The 15,631-nt window shown below is 65.5% G+C and carries 19 protein-coding genes; 12 read left to right on the top strand and 7 right to left on the bottom strand.

Annotated elements, in window-relative coordinates; all coding sequences use genetic code 11:
• Positions 1-26: 26 nt before the first annotated feature.
• A complete protein-coding gene (locus tag ACGFJ2_RS32760) occupies positions 27-473 on the bottom strand; it encodes a DUF6086 family protein (RefSeq protein ID WP_358185569.1) in 447 nt (148 codons plus the stop codon).
• A gap of 878 nt (positions 474-1,351) precedes the next feature.
• On the opposite strand from ACGFJ2_RS32760, the gene ACGFJ2_RS32755 reads away from it, so the two are divergent.
• From ACGFJ2_RS32755 to ACGFJ2_RS32720, 8 genes are all read left to right on the top strand, one after another.
• Positions 1,352-2,698: a sialidase family protein gene (locus ACGFJ2_RS32755; RefSeq protein ID WP_393474837.1), complete on the top strand. Its 1,347-nt coding sequence runs from the start codon at positions 1,352-1,354 to the stop codon at positions 2,696-2,698.
• 434 nt (positions 2,699-3,132) lie between these two features.
• A complete protein-coding gene (locus ACGFJ2_RS32750) occupies positions 3,133-3,588 on the top strand; it encodes a hypothetical protein (RefSeq protein WP_358185575.1) in 456 nt (151 codons plus the stop codon).
• 146 nt (positions 3,589-3,734) lie between these two features.
• Entirely contained in the window at positions 3,735-4,205 is a 471-nt protein-coding gene (locus ACGFJ2_RS32745) for a hypothetical protein (protein ID WP_393474834.1), read from the top strand.
• A 69-nt stretch (positions 4,206-4,274) separates the two neighbouring features.
• Positions 4,275-4,826 carry a DUF6461 domain-containing protein gene (locus tag ACGFJ2_RS32740; RefSeq protein ID WP_393474831.1) on the top strand — a complete coding sequence of 184 codons (552 nt, stop codon included), beginning with the start codon at positions 4,275-4,277 and terminating at the stop codon, positions 4,824-4,826.
• A 3-nt stretch (positions 4,827-4,829) separates the two neighbouring features.
• Positions 4,830-5,534, top strand: a complete 705-nt coding sequence (locus ACGFJ2_RS32735; RefSeq protein WP_393475102.1) for an SDR family NAD(P)-dependent oxidoreductase — start codon at positions 4,830-4,832, stop codon at positions 5,532-5,534.
• A gap of 38 nt (positions 5,535-5,572) precedes the next feature.
• A complete protein-coding gene (locus ACGFJ2_RS32730; protein WP_393474828.1) occupies positions 5,573-6,034 on the top strand; it encodes a hypothetical protein in 462 nt (153 codons plus the stop codon).
• 197 nt (positions 6,035-6,231) lie between these two features.
• Positions 6,232-6,795, top strand: coding sequence for a hypothetical protein (locus ACGFJ2_RS32725; protein ID WP_393474825.1), 564 nt, complete (start codon positions 6,232-6,234; stop codon positions 6,793-6,795).
• Positions 6,796-6,941: 146 nt separating this feature from the next.
• Positions 6,942-7,505, top strand: coding sequence for a GNAT family N-acetyltransferase (locus tag ACGFJ2_RS32720; RefSeq protein WP_357958275.1), 564 nt, complete (start codon positions 6,942-6,944; stop codon positions 7,503-7,505).
• Positions 7,506-7,616: 111 nt separating this feature from the next.
• Here the strand turns inward: ACGFJ2_RS32720 and ACGFJ2_RS32715 are convergent, their stop codons facing one another.
• A complete protein-coding gene (locus ACGFJ2_RS32715; protein WP_393474822.1) occupies positions 7,617-8,474 on the bottom strand; it encodes a LysR family transcriptional regulator in 858 nt (285 codons plus the stop codon).
• Positions 8,475-8,542: 68 nt separating this feature from the next.
• Here ACGFJ2_RS32715 and ACGFJ2_RS32710 point away from each other — a divergent pair, with 68 nt between their 5' ends.
• A complete protein-coding gene (locus ACGFJ2_RS32710; RefSeq protein WP_393474819.1) occupies positions 8,543-9,433 on the top strand; it encodes a DMT family transporter in 891 nt (296 codons plus the stop codon).
• Positions 9,434-9,443: 10 nt separating this feature from the next.
• On the opposite strand, the gene ACGFJ2_RS32705 is transcribed toward ACGFJ2_RS32710, so the two are convergent.
• A complete protein-coding gene (locus ACGFJ2_RS32705; RefSeq protein WP_393474816.1) occupies positions 9,444-10,214 on the bottom strand; it encodes an SDR family NAD(P)-dependent oxidoreductase in 771 nt (256 codons plus the stop codon).
• 131 nt (positions 10,215-10,345) lie between these two features.
• Here ACGFJ2_RS32705 and ACGFJ2_RS32700 point away from each other — a divergent pair, with 131 nt between their 5' ends.
• Positions 10,346-10,525, top strand: a complete 180-nt coding sequence (locus ACGFJ2_RS32700) for a TetR/AcrR family transcriptional regulator (RefSeq protein WP_393474813.1) — start codon at positions 10,346-10,348, stop codon at positions 10,523-10,525.
• A gap of 145 nt (positions 10,526-10,670) precedes the next feature.
• Here ACGFJ2_RS32700 and ACGFJ2_RS32695 read toward each other — a convergent pair whose 3' ends face one another.
• A complete protein-coding gene (locus tag ACGFJ2_RS32695; RefSeq protein ID WP_393474810.1) occupies positions 10,671-11,372 on the bottom strand; it encodes a hypothetical protein in 702 nt (233 codons plus the stop codon).
• 16 nt (positions 11,373-11,388) lie between these two features.
• Positions 11,389-12,273, bottom strand: a complete 885-nt coding sequence (locus ACGFJ2_RS32690; protein ID WP_393475099.1) for an amidohydrolase family protein — start codon at positions 12,271-12,273, stop codon at positions 11,389-11,391.
• A 169-nt stretch (positions 12,274-12,442) separates the two neighbouring features.
• Between ACGFJ2_RS32690 and ACGFJ2_RS32685 the strand changes: the two genes are divergently transcribed.
• Entirely contained in the window at positions 12,443-13,066 is a 624-nt protein-coding gene (locus ACGFJ2_RS32685; RefSeq protein WP_358185599.1) for a DJ-1/PfpI family protein, read from the top strand.
• Between the two features lie 57 nt (positions 13,067-13,123).
• Here ACGFJ2_RS32685 and ACGFJ2_RS32680 read toward each other — a convergent pair whose 3' ends face one another.
• Both ACGFJ2_RS32680 and ACGFJ2_RS32675 read right to left on the bottom strand, forming a co-directional pair.
• A complete protein-coding gene (locus tag ACGFJ2_RS32680; RefSeq protein ID WP_357958261.1) occupies positions 13,124-13,450 on the bottom strand; it encodes a hypothetical protein in 327 nt (108 codons plus the stop codon).
• Between the two features lie 157 nt (positions 13,451-13,607).
• Positions 13,608-13,949 carry an NUDIX hydrolase gene (locus ACGFJ2_RS32675; protein ID WP_393474805.1) on the bottom strand — a complete coding sequence of 114 codons (342 nt, stop codon included), beginning with the start codon at positions 13,947-13,949 and terminating at the stop codon, positions 13,608-13,610.
• A 1,358-nt stretch (positions 13,950-15,307) separates the two neighbouring features.
• Here ACGFJ2_RS32675 and ACGFJ2_RS32670 point away from each other — a divergent pair.
• On the top strand, positions 15,308-15,541 hold the full coding sequence (locus tag ACGFJ2_RS32670) for a hypothetical protein (RefSeq protein WP_358185605.1): 234 nt from the start codon (positions 15,308-15,310) through the stop codon (positions 15,539-15,541).
• Positions 15,542-15,631: the final 90 nt, after the last annotated feature.

Genomic DNA, 15,631 nt, shown 5'->3' with positions numbered 1-15,631 from the left:
GAGTAGGTCGGGCAACTCCCCGAGCCTTAGCGCGGCATTGCCCGAGCATGCTGCGCGGAAAGGGCCGCCCATCGCTCAACATCACATACGTGATCACCTTGCGGACATGCGGAATGCTCGCCTACCTGCACATCTCTCCAGCCGCCATCGCTGGCATCATGCAGGGGAAGTATTGCTCCGCCACGCTCGACGAGCACGAGGGCCGTCGCTATGAAGCCCTCCATGATTGAATGCAGGATCGCATGGTTCGAACGCTCGAAGCGCTCGATGAGAGCACCCACGAAGGCCGCGAAGGTAGCCAGGTCGACCTCACATTCGTCGCTCTCCATGGGGCCGAGTCCCGTCGGCAAGCCCGTCTCGAGGGCAAATGCCTCTGCTAATCGCATGAATAGGCCAGCGACTCCGTTCGAGGGGTTCCAGAGGACTTGATCGCCAACCTGGAAATACTGGCTCATGTACTCCTCGCGTTCCACCGTGCCCGGCGTTCCTCGGCGCGAGAGACGCCGTCTGTCCAGACCTGCCGACGGTCATTAGACGAGGCCACGCTTCATACGGCACTGGCCGATCAGGGATCATAGTTCGGACGCCTTCGCCTTGCGCGTCTCGTACCTCAGGTAATGCACCAGGCATTGGGAGCCGGCCAGGCGGACGATCATGAGCTGAAGTGGACGGGCCTGGATAGGCGGAGGTCTGGTGACCAGGGCAGCGAGCGGCTCTGAACTACGTACCGCGCGCTAGGCAGTAGATGGCTGAGGCGCAATCTTGATCATCTCGCCCACCATCGACTCGGCAGGCTGTCGTCGGTCAGCGTGCGAGCGCTGCGCGGGAAACACCAGGTCGCGGGCTGATAGTCGTGCCATTAGCGTGCCGGTCCAGACCCAGCGGCCTAGCGTCGTCCGGACTCTCGGTCAACTGGGTCGTTGGGGAGGAAGTTCTCGGTTGGGGCCGGATGCTGCTGGGGGACGATCCGGGGCCTGCCGTCGACGCGGGCTCGACCGGGCAGTAGGAGGTCTGCCCGTCCTGGCGTTCGCCGACGGTCGACAGACTCTTGTAGGCGCTACGAGGCCCGGAGGCGAGGGTTCGGTTCGGACACTTCCCTTGACTATGCGTACGGCCAACGGGCAGACAAAACTGATCTTGAGACAGTACTCTGCCCTCGCATCGTTTGCCGACTCCTGGGGACCCCCGGCGAGGCGGTCGACGTCCCCTGCAGACGCCCCATCGACGAAGATGAGGAAGGCTCGTGATTCGACGCTCCAGGGTTTTATTACCCGCAGCGGCCATCCTGATCGCCTGCGCTGTTGCGCAGCCCGCTTCCGCGCAAGGTGCCGCATCCGCCGGACCTGCCATCGTGCGGCCGGTCTCGGGCAGCAGCCCGCTGCCCGCAGGCTGCGGACTTCCCCCGGCCGACGGCTACACGCTGAACCCGAACACCGAAGTCCTGCCCATGCTGGCGCGGGACCCGAACCGGCCGTGGCACCTCGTCACGGTGTTCCAGCAGGACCGCTGGAACCGGTACGGCAGCAACGGCGCGGTTACCGCCGTATCGGACGACTACGGCAAGACCTGGCAGCGGTCCGAGAACCTGCCTGCTTTCTCTCGGTGTAACGGCGGTACGACCGCCAACGGCGGAGACTACGACGTCACAACCGACAACTGGGTCACGGTCACACCATCGGGTGCGGCGGTGGCCGCGTCGTTCTCGCTTTCGCGCACCGGCGATGTGACCGCCATCCTGGTGTCCCGGTCCGCTGACGGCGGCCGGCACTGGGACGCCCCGGTAACCCTGCAACGGGACGACAACCCGCGCTACTTCAACGATCGCCCGTCGGTGACCGCGGACCCGTACCATCCGGGCGTGGTCTACGCGGTCTGGGACCGCATCGACAGCACGGACACGAGCTGGGTACAGCCGATCTATCTGGCGAAGTCGACCGACGACGGGCGCACCTGGACCACGAAGAAGGTGTACGACGTACCCGCCAACAGTGGCGTCATCGGCACACAACTGGTGCCGCTCGCCGATGGGACGCTGCTGATCGGCATGCACCACGAGACGGACACCGATGGTGCCACCCAGGTCATCCGCTCGACCGACGGCGGCCAGACCTGGTCGGCGCCGACGTTGAACGTTCCGGCTCCGCTCGCGGTGGGCCCCCGCATCCCGGACCCGGACAATTCGGGTGACCCGGTACGCAACGCCTCCCTGCCGCTGCTGGCCGCCCAGCCGGGCACCCAGGTGGTCAACGCCGTCTGGCAGAGCCAGGACTCCGACGGCACCTTCCACGTGGCCTACTCGCGGTCGACGGACGGCGGAAAGACTTGGTCCGGCCCGGTCCGCGTTGACAAGACGCCCACCGGTTCCGCCGCCGTACCGGTCATCGCCGCATCCCGTACGGGCACTGTTGCGGTCACCTACTACGACTTCCGCAACAACACGCCCGACCCTGCCACCCTGCCAACCGACGTGTGGGCCGTCACCTGCGCCAACGACTGCACGCAGCCCGGGGCGTGGCGCGAGCAGCACATCGAAGGGCCGTTCGACGCGCGGAAGGTTCCGGCGACAAGCGTCGGACGCCTGGTCGGGGACTACACCGGCCTGGTCTCGGTTGGCAGTGCCTTCACGGCCGTGTATGGCGTGGCCACCGGCGACGCCGCCAACCCTGTCGACATTCACAGCGCGCTTTTCTCTAGCTGAGCGGTTTTGCGCCACCGGCGGGGTTCGGTCAGACCGAACCCCGCCCCCTCTCACGGCAGCGCCGACTGCTTTATTATGGAAATTCAGCTTCTCGCGCAATTCGGCGTTCTCCCGCTCCATCTTCCGGATTCTGGCCCGGCCTGGCCCGGCCCGGAGACCGGCTGCTGCTCGTCCTGAGCGCGCGTGATCCGATGCCGGTTCACCCAACTGCCCAAGGTGCTCGCATTGATCCCGAACCCGCGCGCCACCGACGCGACCATCGTTCGCCCTCCAGCACCATGCGGACGGCTTCTTCCTTGAACTCCGGGGAGAACTGCCTACGACGCCTCGTCATGTACCTACCCCTTCCAGGCTTCTGTCAGCTTATGTAGCCGACTGTCCAGAATCTGCTGGGCGCCTCATAGCCCAAAGCGTCAGTCCTAAGCTGAGCATCTATGCAGACATCGCCCGATGAAGTCCTCCAACTTGACGTTGTCGACCGCGTGGGCACGACCACAATGGCGGCCCTCATGCTCTATAACTCTGTGCCGGCCAGGCTCGCATTCGCGTCCCGCAGCCTCCTACTGGATGTAGAGGGCGAGGACCTGCTGGCATGCCTCATCGATCTCCGCCGCCGGTTGGAAGTGGAAGGCCTCAATCTCTGCTGCCAAGGAGCACGAGCGGATGTCTGGCCATCAGGCCAGCTCCGACAGTTCACCAATGGCCGCTTCGGATACGTCTTGGCATCCAAGCTTCCAGGCGAGGCACTTAAGGAAGTGGACTTGTTCGCATCGGCCCATCCCCACGAGATCGCTTCAATCGAGCAACAGCGGGAAGCTGTCTTCCGGTTTCACGGGCTGCGTCAACAGCGAGGTATAGCCGGGCAGGAGAAGCCCAGCTCAGAGTCGTGATTGTCGTGCCATTAGCGTGCCGTTAAGGGTGGTAATGAGGGCTCAATCACGGTCACTCGCGGCCGGCCTCAGCTCGAGGTCGTAACCGTACGAGCTGGGATTCCTACAATTCCAAGCTGACAGCGCTGGCGGTCAGCGGCGAGTCGGTGGTGATTCAGCTGACGGTCCGAAGGTTCGTGTGCGTCAACGCGGTCTGCGGGAGAAAGACTTTCGCTGAGCGGGTGCCGGACGTGACCTGCCGATATGGGCGGTGGCGCAGCCTCCCGCTGACCACGGGCTTGGCATCGATCGCACTGGCCTTGGCCGGCCGCGCCGGGGCTCGTCTGGCCAGGGCGCTGGGCTTGTTGACCAGCAGGACGACACTCCTGCGGGTGATCCGCGCGCTTCCAGAGCTGCCCATCACGGCGCCGACGGTTCTGGGAGTCGATGACTACGCCCTGCGACGTGGCAAGGTCTACGGAACCGTCCTGGTGGATATCGTGACTCGCCGCCCGATCGATCTGCTGATCGCCCGGGATGCGCAGACGCTGGCCGCATGCCCGTGGCCCGCTTCCCCTTCGGGCGGGTCGACAGCAGGAGGGGATGATCAGACAGGCGGAGGTGCAGGTGGAAAATGATCGTGCCGCCGTGGTGGCGGAGCCATCTGCAAGGATTTCCGCAGCTATCGAGTAGTGGGAGGGGATGCGATGAGCAGTGCATCAGCCGCGGATTACGTCTGGCTTCGCGATGCATGGACGGATGGCGTCGGCACCACGATTCTGTGCATCAACTTCGTACGGGGGCTGTCTCCTGAGGATGCGCTGCGGCGGATCAAGGTTACTCCGGGCACCTCCGGAGAGTACGGAGTCGCAGCCTACTCGGCTGAGGGTGGGACCGTCCTGGCCGAGAGTGGATGGGCGACCAAGTACGTCACCAATGTGGCGGAGCCATTGTCCCTAGGCACAGCAGTGGCCAGGGTTTTTGCTGACCTCCACGGCGCGGATTTCACCTATGAGGCCAACGAGCAACTGATCACCACGTTCAGCCTGTACAGCTACCGGTTGCGTGAGGGTGGCCAGCCTGACCGATTCCTCGCCGACGTGCGTGAACTTGGGCTGTATCGAGATGACGACGGATACGCCGACGACCCCATCTCCAGCGCTCTCGCCCTGGCTTCACGTGCCACGGGTGTACGCCTTTCCCGCAGCCAGTACGCCAGGCCCACACTCATCGGCTCAACTGACCATCTTTATCCTTGAGGCCTGAGCCTTGATCACCGTGCCATTAACCTCGGCAACGAGGGGTCAACCACGGTCGCTCACGACCGGCCTCAGCCGCGGGTCGACGCCACTACGGGCCAAGATCCCGGCAATTCCCAAGCTGACACAGCGGGCGAGAAGGCCGCAGCCGCCCTCGGCGCACGGTTCGTGCAGCTCGACGTGACCGACGACGCCTCGGTGCGCAGCGCGCTGGCGACGATCAACGCGGCCGAGGGTCGGCTCGACGTCCTGGTGCACAACGCGGGCATCCTCGGGAACGAACCCCTCGACGGTCCCACGGCCCTGCGGGTGTTCGACACCAACGCGGTGGGAATCGTACGCGTCACAGAAGCGGCACTCCCCTTGCTGCGCAAGTCCTCGAACCCCACCGTGGTCACCGTATCGAGCAGCGCCGGATCGTTCTGGGCGGTGAACAACCCTGACCGGCCCGAGTTCCACCTGCCACTGGCGCTCTACTCCGCGTCCAAGGCGGCGGCGACCATGCTGACGGTCCAGTACGCCAAATCCCAGCCCGGCATCAAGTTCAACGCCCTGGAGCCCGGCACCACAGCCACCGACATGACCGCGGCCTTCGGGATCGGAAGATCGCCGGAGGAGAGCGCCAGAGCCGTCGTACGCCTGGCCACTCTCGACGTGGACGGCCCGACAGGAACCTTGCAAGACGAGACCGGGGAACTGCCCTGGTAGTCGCCACGCGGGCGTAGTCCGGTGGCGGCGAGGAGCCGGTGGAGCGAGTCTCCTCCGACCAATTCGTGGCAAGCGGCATGCTCCCGGAGCGGCGGGAAGACGAAGGCCCCTTCTCCTGGTGGAACGAGATGCGGCCACGGTTCTTCAAAGGCTTTCACCGATGCCTGCCTGCCCTTGCGACCGCAGGCAACGACTTGATCGTGGAACATGTCATCGAATACCGGACCTGGCGCGAGGAACTATCACGCCTATTGACTGACTTCGACGTGTTCCTGGTCGGGGTGCATTGCGATCTTGCGGAGATCGACCGAAGAGAACACGAGCGCGGGGACCGCCGTGCCGGGGAAGGCCGTGGGCACGTCGAAATCAACGGCATGCATACGTTCGGTCCGTACGACTACGAGGTGAACACTACGAACGGCGTATCAACCACCCTCGTGCAGTCAGTCGTGACCGCTTGGCGCTCGAGAGGCGCGCGACGTGCGCTGACCACCTTTTAATGCCTCCGGCGGGGGCGGCACTTCGACTCCTGGCCCGCTTCCCCCTCAGGGGAGACGGCAGCAGTCGGGAGGATGAGACGGATGGCGTTTGCGCGTTGGTAGCAGGCTGATCGTCGTGCCATTAGCAAACATCGGCAGCGGGAGGCTCTTGATATCCAGCCGGCCATGGCTAAAGGATCGCGCGCTAGCATGCGGCGATGGACTGGGGCGCCTTCGAGAAGGCATGGTATGACAGCGGATGCCGCATCCTGAGTGATCTTGCGGCGGCGTGTCCGGGCGAGCGGCTGTACGGCGCGGCGTTCCATCTTTTCTACATGGACGGTGCCAAGATCCTCCCGCCCGCCCTGGCCGCCAACACTGAGGCAGCGGTGCGCGAGGACTATGGGTACTCGACACGGTTCGTCCCGCCGGAGTGGCGGTGGGATGTCCTGGACGCCGCGAGCGATGCGATGTCGCCGTGGTATCAGCGTCTCACTGAGGAGTATCTGGCGCCCGCTACCACCGAGCCCGAACGGGATGCGGCGATGGACGCACTCGAGGCGGCGCACGACAGCGCGATGGCCAATGCCTGCAAAGCGATGACCACGACAGCGCGCCGGGGCGGCATTCACGGCTCGCTTCCGCCCGGGTTCGTCGTCGTCATCCTCGAAGGGCAACGCGGGGATGAGGAGGCCGGTCTGATCCGGAAGAGCGTCGACCCGCAGACGCTGCCGACGGTCCCCGAACTGGCCGGGTATCTGCGGCAGCTCGACGAGACGTGAGCCCCGGCCTGGCCTTGCTCATTCCAGGGGCCGTCTTCTCCGAGTCCTGAGAGGTCCTGGCCCGGTCGCAGCGCCATGCAAGACCTCCTCAGGTAAGCCTCCGGCGATTACCGGCTCTATCAGCGACTATGCCAACCTCTATGCCCATGCAGATCAGATCCGGTACCCAAGACGACGCCGAGCAGATCGCAGAGCTCCACACTCGTAGCTGGCTGACTGCCTATGCCGGGATCATGCCCGCCAGCTATTTGAATGGGCCGCTGCTCGACGAGCGCAAGGCCATGTGGAGCATCCGACTCGCCACCCTCGCCTCGGAACCGGATCGCGCCCGCTGCCTGCTCGTTGCCGTCGATGGCAACGTCCTGCTGGGATTTGCCTATCTCGACGCCGGAACCGACGGGCGCCTCTTGCTCGATAACCTGCACGTCCAGCCGGAGCGCAAGCAGTCCGGCATCGGTCGCCAACTCGTGTACCACGCTTTTGGCTGGGCCTCCGAGCAACACCCTGACAAGACGGTCTACCTGGAGGTGTTGCGCGATAACGTGGCCGCGATCACCTTTTACCGGCGTCTCGGCGGCCATCCCACCAATGAGTTCATGGAACGCTTCCCTACAGGATTCGAACTACCTGTCGTCGAGTACACATGGGGTCCTGACATCGTCCGAACCCTTGCCGACAACCGTTCCACTACCGATCAGCTCGCGTCCTAGAGGCGCCCGGCGGGGCATTCTGGCTCCGAGATGATCGACGCGTCGGGATTGAGATCCGTGGACGGCTGAGGTGGAAGCCTTCCGATGCGCCGGCGGACGCCTGCTCCGTCTTCAGTCGCCCCGGTAGAGGGCCGTGAGCAGTTCGATCGCCGCCTGGATCGCCGGATGCGGCTCGTCTCGCCACCAAGTGAGGCGTACGGCGATGGGCTCGGCGTCGCGGACCGGCCGGTAGACGACGCCGGGCCTGGGGTACTGGTGCGCGGTGGACTCCGCCGTCATGCCGACGCAGCGTCCACTGGAGATCACGGTCAGCCAGTCGTCGACGTTATGGGTCTCCTCAGTCGCCGGGCGGGAGCCGGGCGGCCACAGCTCGGGTGTGGTGGTACCGGTGCGCCGGTCGATCAGGAGGATGCGCTCGCTGAGGTCGGCAAGGCGTAGCGACCGGCGTGTGGCCAGGGGGTCCTCGGCGGACAGGCCACACAGGCGCCGCTCCAGACCGATGATGGCACTCTCGAAGCGGCGGTCCTCCAGGGGATTGCGGATGACGGCGAGGTCGCAGGCGCCCTCCGCCAGGCCGGCGGTCGCGGAGTTGACGCGTACCAGGTGCAGATCCGTCCCGGGGTGCGTCGCGGCCCAGCGGCGCTGGAACGCGGGTGTGTGGCGGCCGACCGCCGACCAGGCATAGCCGATCCGCAGGATGCTGTGGCCCGAGGTGGCCTCCTGGACCAGGTTGTGCACCTCACTGAGCACCCGCCTGGCCTGGGCGACCACCCGCAGCCCGGTCGTGGTCGGTGTCACCTCGCGTGAGGTACGTCTGAGCAGCCTCACCCCCAGGGCGCGTTCGAGCGAGGCCAGAGTCCGGGACACCGCCGCCTGGGAGACGCCCAGAGCGATGGCCGCGTCGGTGAAGGTGCCCTCGTCGACGATGGCGACGAGGCACCGCAACTGCCGCAGCTCCACATCATCCATGACTCAAGTGTATAGATCCCGCAGTAAACGCATTTTGTGCATGCGTCGCCAGGTCCCACCATCTAGTCATGCGAAGCGCGTCCGACACGGTTTCCCTGTCTTCGGGTCCCTTGGTCCCGGCGCCGTCCAGGAGGCGGCTGGCCGGCGTGGTCACGATGGCCGGCAGCGGCCTGTCGAACCAGGTCGGCGCCGCGATCGGTGCTCTTGCCTTCCCCGTACTTGGGCCGGTGGGCGTCGTCGCGGTCCGCCAGTACGTCGCCGCGTTCGTCCTGCTCGCCGTCGGCCGCCCCCGCCTGCGGGACTTCACCTGGGCGCAGTGGCAGCCGGTGCTGGGGCTCGCCGTGGTGTTCGGGACCATGAACCTGTCCCTCTACACCGCCATCGATCGCATCGGCCTTGGCCTGGCGGTCACGTTGGAGTTCCTCGGCCCGCTCACGATCGCCCTCGCCGCCGCGCGTCGCCGCGTCGACGCCTTCTGCGCGGTGATCGCCGCGGCCGGTGTCGTCGTACTGATGCGCCCCCAGCCCTCGACCGATTATGTGGGGATGGGCCTGGCCCTGCTGGCCGCGTGCTGCTGGGCGGCGTACATCCTGCTCAACCGCACCGTCGGCCGCCGCATCCCGGGTGCGCAGGGCTCGGCCACGGCGGCGGGGATCTCCGCGCTGATGTTCCTGCCGGTCGGCATCATCCTCGTCCTGCACCGGCCGCCGACCGCCGCGGCCGTCGGCTATGCCGTCGCGGCCGGTGTGCTCTCCTCGGCGGTGCCCTACCTCGCCGACCTGTTCACGCTGCGTCGCGTACCCGCCCAGGCGTTCGGGCTCTTCATGAGCGTCAACCCGCTCCTCGCGGCCCTCGTCGGCTGGATCGGCCTGGGCCAGAACCTGGGCTCGACGGAATGGGCGAGCATCGGCGCCATCGTGGCCGCCAACACCCTCAGCGTCCTCGTACGCCGCGGCTGAATCCGCGCTACTACGCGGCGATGACGGCGACCCCGGTCCTGCCCCCGTCGACGTCCACCACGGTTCCGTGTACGAAGGCCGCTTCGTCACTGGCGAGCCAGACCACGGCATGAGCGATGGCATCCGGTGTGCCGATGCCGCCGGCCGGGGTGCCCTTCATCATGATCTCACCCGGATGGGGCTCGCTGCCTTCCGCGGCCGGGGGGAGGATCACACCCGGCGAGACGGCGTTCACCCGCACCCCCATCGGGCCGAACTCCGCGGCCCATGCCCGCGTGAGCGTCTCCATGGCGCCCTTGGTGGAGCTGTAGAGCGCGCCGAGCGGAACGCCCAGGCGAGCGATCCACGAGCCGAGGTTGATGATCACTCCGCCACCTGACTCAATCATGGCCGGAACGACGGCGGCGGTGAGGAAGAACGGCGCCTTCACGTTCACCCCGTAGACCTTGTCGAACGTCTTCTCGTCAGTGGCGGTGGTGCTGGGGGCCGGATAGATGCCGGCGTTGTTCACCAGGATGTCGATCCGCCCGCCCAAAGTCTCACGGGCCCGATCTGCCAGGTCCTGGGAGGACTCCACGCTGCCATCGAGGTCCGCCACCAGGAAATCCGCCCGGCCACCGGATGCGCGGATCCCTTCGACGACCTGTGCCCCGCGTTCCCGATTGCGCCCCGACACGATGACGTGGGCCTCCTCGGCGGCGAACGCTTCGGCGATCGCCTGTCCGATATTGCTGGTCGACCCCGTGACCAGCGCCGTCTTGTTCCGCAGTCGTTCACTCATGACGCGACCTCCCTTGTCTCGCAGTGCGTGGCCAACTGTGCCTCGCAGAAAATGGACCGGCAAGTCCAGAGTCGCTCGGGCCTCATGCCGGTAAAATGGACCTGTTAGTCCAATGATCTGGAAGGGGCTGGATGCCGGACGCGCCGACCGCGAAGGGCCGCGCCACGCGTGCCCGCATCGTCATGGGCGCGGCCGAGTTGCTGCGCGAGCAAGGTGTCGCTCTCACGACGCTCGACGACATCCGCGGCCGCACCGGTACGAGCAAGAGCCAGCTGTTCCACTACTTCCCCGCTGGCAAGGCCGGCCCTTGAGGTGGACCGGACGGCCGCCGCGTTGCTGGCGGGCATCCAGGGAGGCGTGACCATCATGATGGCCACGGGCGACTCGACCCACCTCAAGGCGGCGCTCGACACCGGAATCGAACACCTTCGTGCGACCACTCGATCGCCGTGAGATCTAACTACATCGGTCTGAAGAACGTGCGGAGAAGCGTTCTGTGAGCGGCTTGTAGTCGTGCTCGGGGAACAGGACCGGCAACGCGTCGAGCATGTTCTCCATGCGATCGCGCACGCCCTCGAACTCTTCATTGTCCAGCGGCGCTCGGGTGAACAAGAACTGCCAGGAGAAGGCGCCCTTTGTCAGCTGAAGCATCTCCAGGTACTCCGGGTAGCCAACGTCCATCTTCCAGGCGCCATAGCGAGGCTCGGCCACCCACCAGATTTCGGGTTCGTCCCCGCCTGGAAGCAGCCGCAGCGCGGCATAGTGACCCGTACCCGTGATGGGGTGGCAATCGATAACGCGCAGCTGCGATGACGGGAAAAGCTCCTTGCCCGTCCACGACTCAATCCACTCCTCGCCCAGCCCCGGGCTGCCCGCCCGTGCGAGGTGGGTGAGGTAGAACTCACCGTTGACGTACGGCCGCCCTTCACCCATCCACTGGCGCCCCAGCTCCCGAAAGCGCAGATCGCACTGCTCCAGCGCGGCGGGCGCCTTGACCTCCTGCTCACCCACGAGAGCCGCCCACGAGGCGGCGACATCGGTGAAACCCGTGTCGAGCTCGCCGTGCGAGGCGTGAAGGATCTTGATCTGGGGATGGTTGTCCAGGTCGCGGCAGACCTTGCTCCAGCCGGCTTCGTACGTCGTCAGTTCCGTCATCACGTACCGTCCCAACCTGCTATAGGCCGAACAGGGTCGCCGCGTTGTCGTGGCATACGGCCCGCAGCCAGTCCGGTCCGAGTCCCAATCGTTCCAGGGCGTGGAGCTGGTGCAGGTAGGGGTAGGGGGTGTTGGGGAAGTCGGAGCCGAGCAGGATGCGGTCGCCAAGCGCGGTGAGCCGTGGCAGGGCTTTGCGGGGGAACGGCATGAATTCTTCGGTGAAGTCGGTGAACGCCATCGTCGTGTCCAGCCGTACCTGGTCGTACCGTTCGGCGAGGTCGAGGAACTCCTCGTACTCGGGCATGCCCATGTGCGCGACGATCAGCCGCAGTTTCGGGTGTCGGGCAAGCACCCGCGCGATGGGCTCGGGGCCGGTGTGGTTGCCGGGCGCCGGCCCGGAGCCGCAGTGCATCACCACGGGGATGCGGGCCTCGGCCAGCAGCGCCCATGTCCGCTGGAGACGTTCGTCGGCCGGGTCGTACGCGCCCACCTGCACATGAGCCTTGAACACGCGTGCCCCTGCTTCAACGGCCTCGTGGGCGTATGTCTCGACGTCCGGCTCGGGGTAGAGAGTGGCGGTGTGCAGGCAGTCGGGGGTACGGCGGGCGAAATCGGCCGCCCATTCGTTCAGCCACCTGGCCATGCCGGGCTTGTGGGGGTAGAGCATCGCGGTGAAGGCCCGGACCCCGAACTCCCGCAGCAGAGCCGTCCGCTCCGCCTCCTGCTTCCGGTAGGTGATCGGCCACTTCAGCCCACCGATCAGCGGCCCGGTGCCGTCGAAGTAGTCCCAGACCTTGTGCAGGACACGCTCTGGCATGAAGTGGGTGTGGACGTCGATCAGCCCGGGGAGACCGAGCCCGGTCCAGAAACGGCGGACCTCACTGGCCTCCTCGCCCAAGGCCATGGGGGTGGAACTCACCCGGTACCGCCTTTCTGTCGAACGACCGGACGGTGCTCTTATCCCGCCACCTACGCATGGCCCGATCTCTAGACGACGACTCTATGCACAATGAGATGCCATCGCCGTGCTGAGGGCAGGGCCATAGGCGGCTCTTCAGACGAAAGGAGGCACGGTGCGTATCGCCATACCGTTGTTCGATCGGTTCACAGCGTTGGACGCGGTCGGCCCGTACGAGGTGCTGAAGTTCCTTCCCGATGTTGAGATCGTCTTCGTGGCCGTGGCGTCCGGGCCCATCCGGGACGTGCCGAAGTGGCTGGCCATCACCGCTGACGCCACGTTCGCCGAGGTTGACTCATGCGACGTGCTCCTGGTGCCCGGGGGCCCGGGTAGCAGGGAGCAACTGGACAACCGCCCGCTTCTGGACTGGATCGGCCGCATGCACAAGGGAAGTTCCTGGACGACCTCGGTGTGCACCGGCTCGTTGCTGCTCGCCGCCGCCGGACTGCTCCATGGGCTGCCTGCGACAACTCATTGGGGAGCGGTCGACGTGCTGGAGTCGTTCGGCGCGACCTACACCCCCGAAAGGGTGGTGTTTCATGGCAAGATCGTGACCGCCGCCGGCGTCTCCTCCGGTATCGATATGGCGCTGGCGCTGGTGGCGCGCATCGCTGACCAGACAACCGCGGAGGCTGTGCAACTCGCCATCGAGTACGACCCCCAACCACCCTTCGACGCAGGCTCACCGGCGAAGGCCCCTCAGGCCGCCAAAGACCTGCTCGCTCGTGGAATCCGCTGAAGGGGGTTCGGCCCCGGACGCACGGGCGTCCGGGGCCGGTCAATGGCGAGAACGCCGTCAGGAGAGGCGCTGGATGGTCCACATGTTCTGGGAGATCCGGGATGGGTGGCCACAGCTCGACGGGTCCCACTCGGTGTTGATGGTGACCCAGCCGGCGGGCAGCTGGTTGGAGCAGACGGTCATGATCGTGCCGACGGGCTGGTCGTAATAGGACGCGATGTTCCACACGTTGTAGGTGATCCTCGACGGATTTCCGCAGCGCGTCGGATCCCAGAAGTCGTTCGTCTTGACCCAGCCGGTGGGCAGGCTTCCGGCGCAGACTGTATTGACGGCCGCGCCGGCCGGGCTGACAGGCAGGAACAGGAGCGCGGTCAATGCGCTCAAGATCACACTGATGAACTTGAGGCTTTTCAAGGTCTTACCCCCTTTGACTCGACCTCCGCCGGTACGGCGGCTGGCTTGATCACCATTCGCCTCGAGCGGCGCGCTGGATGAGATCCGCCATGAGTCGGTATGACGCCTCGGGTCGTGTAGGGCGGCCTCAATGCTGGATCAGACCGCCGACCGGGACCGGAGCGACGTGGCCGGTCGCCGGAACGGTCTGCGCCAGGGCGAGGCCGATGTCGACGAGCGATGATCGACGCCGACAAGCGACGGCGGCGGGGATCACCCTTGAGCCCACGCCCAGCAGGCGTTCCACCACCTCGTCGTAGCCGGTCTCCTCAGCGACCTCCCGGATCACCGCGTCGAACGGATCCTCCCCGTGTTCGACCCTGCCGCCGGGAAGAGTCCAAGCAGATTCGCCTATGGGTGGTACGTGACGAGCGAGCAGCACCCGCCGGTCCTCGATGCACACGGCGTACGCCGCCAGCCGGAAACTCATCCGCACCTCTCCTGACGCACCGGCACTTCGTGCCGCTGAAGCGTTTCGTTACCGCGTGTTGGCAGAATCTCCTTATGCCTAACCTGGCCAGGGTTTTAGCACAGGTACTGATAAGCGCTGTCGCGCTCTCCCTACTGACGGCCTGTGGAACCGAAGCACCGCCAATCGCGGACCCACCCGTGACCAGGCCCAGCTCGTCATCTCCCAGTCCCAGTCGCGCCATCCCCTACGACGAATCGACACGCGTCGGCGGAGACGTGGCACCGCATCAAGCCGAGAACAACGCGTGGAAGTATCCCCCAGACCTAACACCTTCCCAACAGGGGATCGCCGACGCCGCCGCCAAGCGAATACGCCCAGCTCTGCAGAAACTGCGGGCCGCGCAGGACTTCGATCCAGACTCAGTAAAGGCTGCCTTTGAAGCGCTGGGCTACCCAGCGGATTCGATAGGAGCTCATGCATTTGACATCCCGACATTGTGGACGGAGCCTACGCCACCACCTGGAGTGGTCTTTGGCCTCAAAGTACGAGTCGGAGTTTGCCTCACCGGAGACGTACGCCCCGAGCGAGTGCTGATCGAATCGCGCGGCCCAAATGTAGAAACGGGCTGCATGCCTCTGCCGGTAACGCATTAGCTGTGCGTCAACAGCTCAACCGAGCGGCTCACCTTGCTCGGCTTGGGGCCGCTCGCACGGGGATGCCAACTGGCAGACATCCCCCCAGGCGGGCGCTGGTCTATCTGCAGTCCTCTTGCGCTACCCAAGCGCATCGCGGCATGGCATGATTCATTGCGATCATTCGACACAAAGGGGGAGCTTCCGAATGAATGCCAAGGCGCTGATATTCGCTGGGTTACTTATGGCCGGCTCCGGCGTTCTCACGGGTATCCTTCCGGTCACCTCGAGTGGAGAGAGATGCGGATCCGCTTTCGTTGGAGTGCCGCACGATGAGTCTCTTCGGATGTACTCCGAAGAATTCATGATTGCCGGATGCGACGACGTTCGGAACCTTGTGAGGATTCCAGCGCTCGTCCTTATAACAGCCGGTGGCGCCACAATCTGTGCGGCAGGCGCAACACGTTGGCGCATCAGCCTGGCAAAAGGCTAAAGCCTCCCAGCGGGCCGCTCCGTTGAAAGCTCCCAGGCCCGCGGCGGTGATCACGATCGCCCCGACCACCCACCGTGCCTTCCTTGCCCGCACCGATGGGAAAAGGACATCCAGTGACACCTCAGGTTCAGTGGCCGCAGCGACGTGAGGACATTCTCGAGGCACTACGCGTCTTAGGCGACCACGACTTCCAAAACCACCACTGGCGATCAGGGCGGGGATGGCCAGACCTCACCGCTGCCGTGCACTGGTTGATCGACGACACGTTCATCGACCAAATGGGGGCCCACGCATTGATCCCCTACCTCTTCAGCGATGACCAAGAAGCCGACCTCGTACAGACCGTGGTCGATGCCCTCTTGCCCATACTCGATGACCTCGGCCCTACCGCTCCAGACAACGCCTATCTCGCCCATCCTGGGTGGATCAATGTCCTGAACTCGGCTGGCGCCGCCTACCTGGCCTTGTCCGCCGGCAAGCTATAGGAGCAGCTCCCGTAGAGGGCTGTCACAGAAGCCTTCGCGAAGTTGCTCAGGAGTGCCGACCGTCCAGGTCACTGATCAGGTCGGCGTCAC

This window comes from Nonomuraea sp. NPDC049028, assembly GCF_043197735.1.
In the GTDB taxonomy this organism is placed as follows: domain Bacteria; phylum Actinomycetota; class Actinomycetes; order Streptosporangiales; family Streptosporangiaceae; genus Nonomuraea.
Note: the sequence above shows the minus strand (reverse complement) of the source record. Positions and strands in the feature narration are given on the sequence as shown.

Bases quoted from the DNA above. Each gene is read 5' to 3' on its own strand.
- ACGFJ2_RS32700 (WP_393474813.1), top strand. From the start codon at position 10,346: ATGCCGGACGCGCCGACCGCGAAGGGCCGCGCCACGCGTGCCCGCATC.
- ACGFJ2_RS32710 (WP_393474819.1), top strand. From the start codon at position 8,543: ATGCGAAGCGCGTCCGACACGGTTTCCCTGTCTTCGGGTCCCTTGGTC.
- ACGFJ2_RS32705 (WP_393474816.1), bottom strand. From the start codon at position 10,214: ATGAGTGAACGACTGCGGAACAAGACGGCGCTGGTCACGGGGTCGACC.
- ACGFJ2_RS32675 (WP_393474805.1), bottom strand. From the start codon at position 13,949: ATGAGTTTCCGGCTGGCGGCGTACGCCGTGTGCATCGAGGACCGGCGG.
- ACGFJ2_RS32750 (WP_358185575.1), top strand. From the start codon at position 3,133: ATGCAGACATCGCCCGATGAAGTCCTCCAACTTGACGTTGTCGACCGC.
- ACGFJ2_RS32715 (WP_393474822.1), bottom strand. From the start codon at position 8,474: ATGGATGATGTGGAGCTGCGGCAGTTGCGGTGCCTCGTCGCCATCGTC.
- ACGFJ2_RS32690 (WP_393475099.1), bottom strand. From the start codon at position 12,273: ATGGCCTTGGGCGAGGAGGCCAGTGAGGTCCGCCGTTTCTGGACCGGG.
- ACGFJ2_RS32720 (WP_357958275.1), top strand. From the start codon at position 6,942: ATGCAGATCAGATCCGGTACCCAAGACGACGCCGAGCAGATCGCAGAG.
- ACGFJ2_RS32740 (WP_393474831.1), top strand. From the start codon at position 4,275: ATGAGCAGTGCATCAGCCGCGGATTACGTCTGGCTTCGCGATGCATGG.
- ACGFJ2_RS32725 (WP_393474825.1), top strand. From the start codon at position 6,232: ATGGACTGGGGCGCCTTCGAGAAGGCATGGTATGACAGCGGATGCCGC.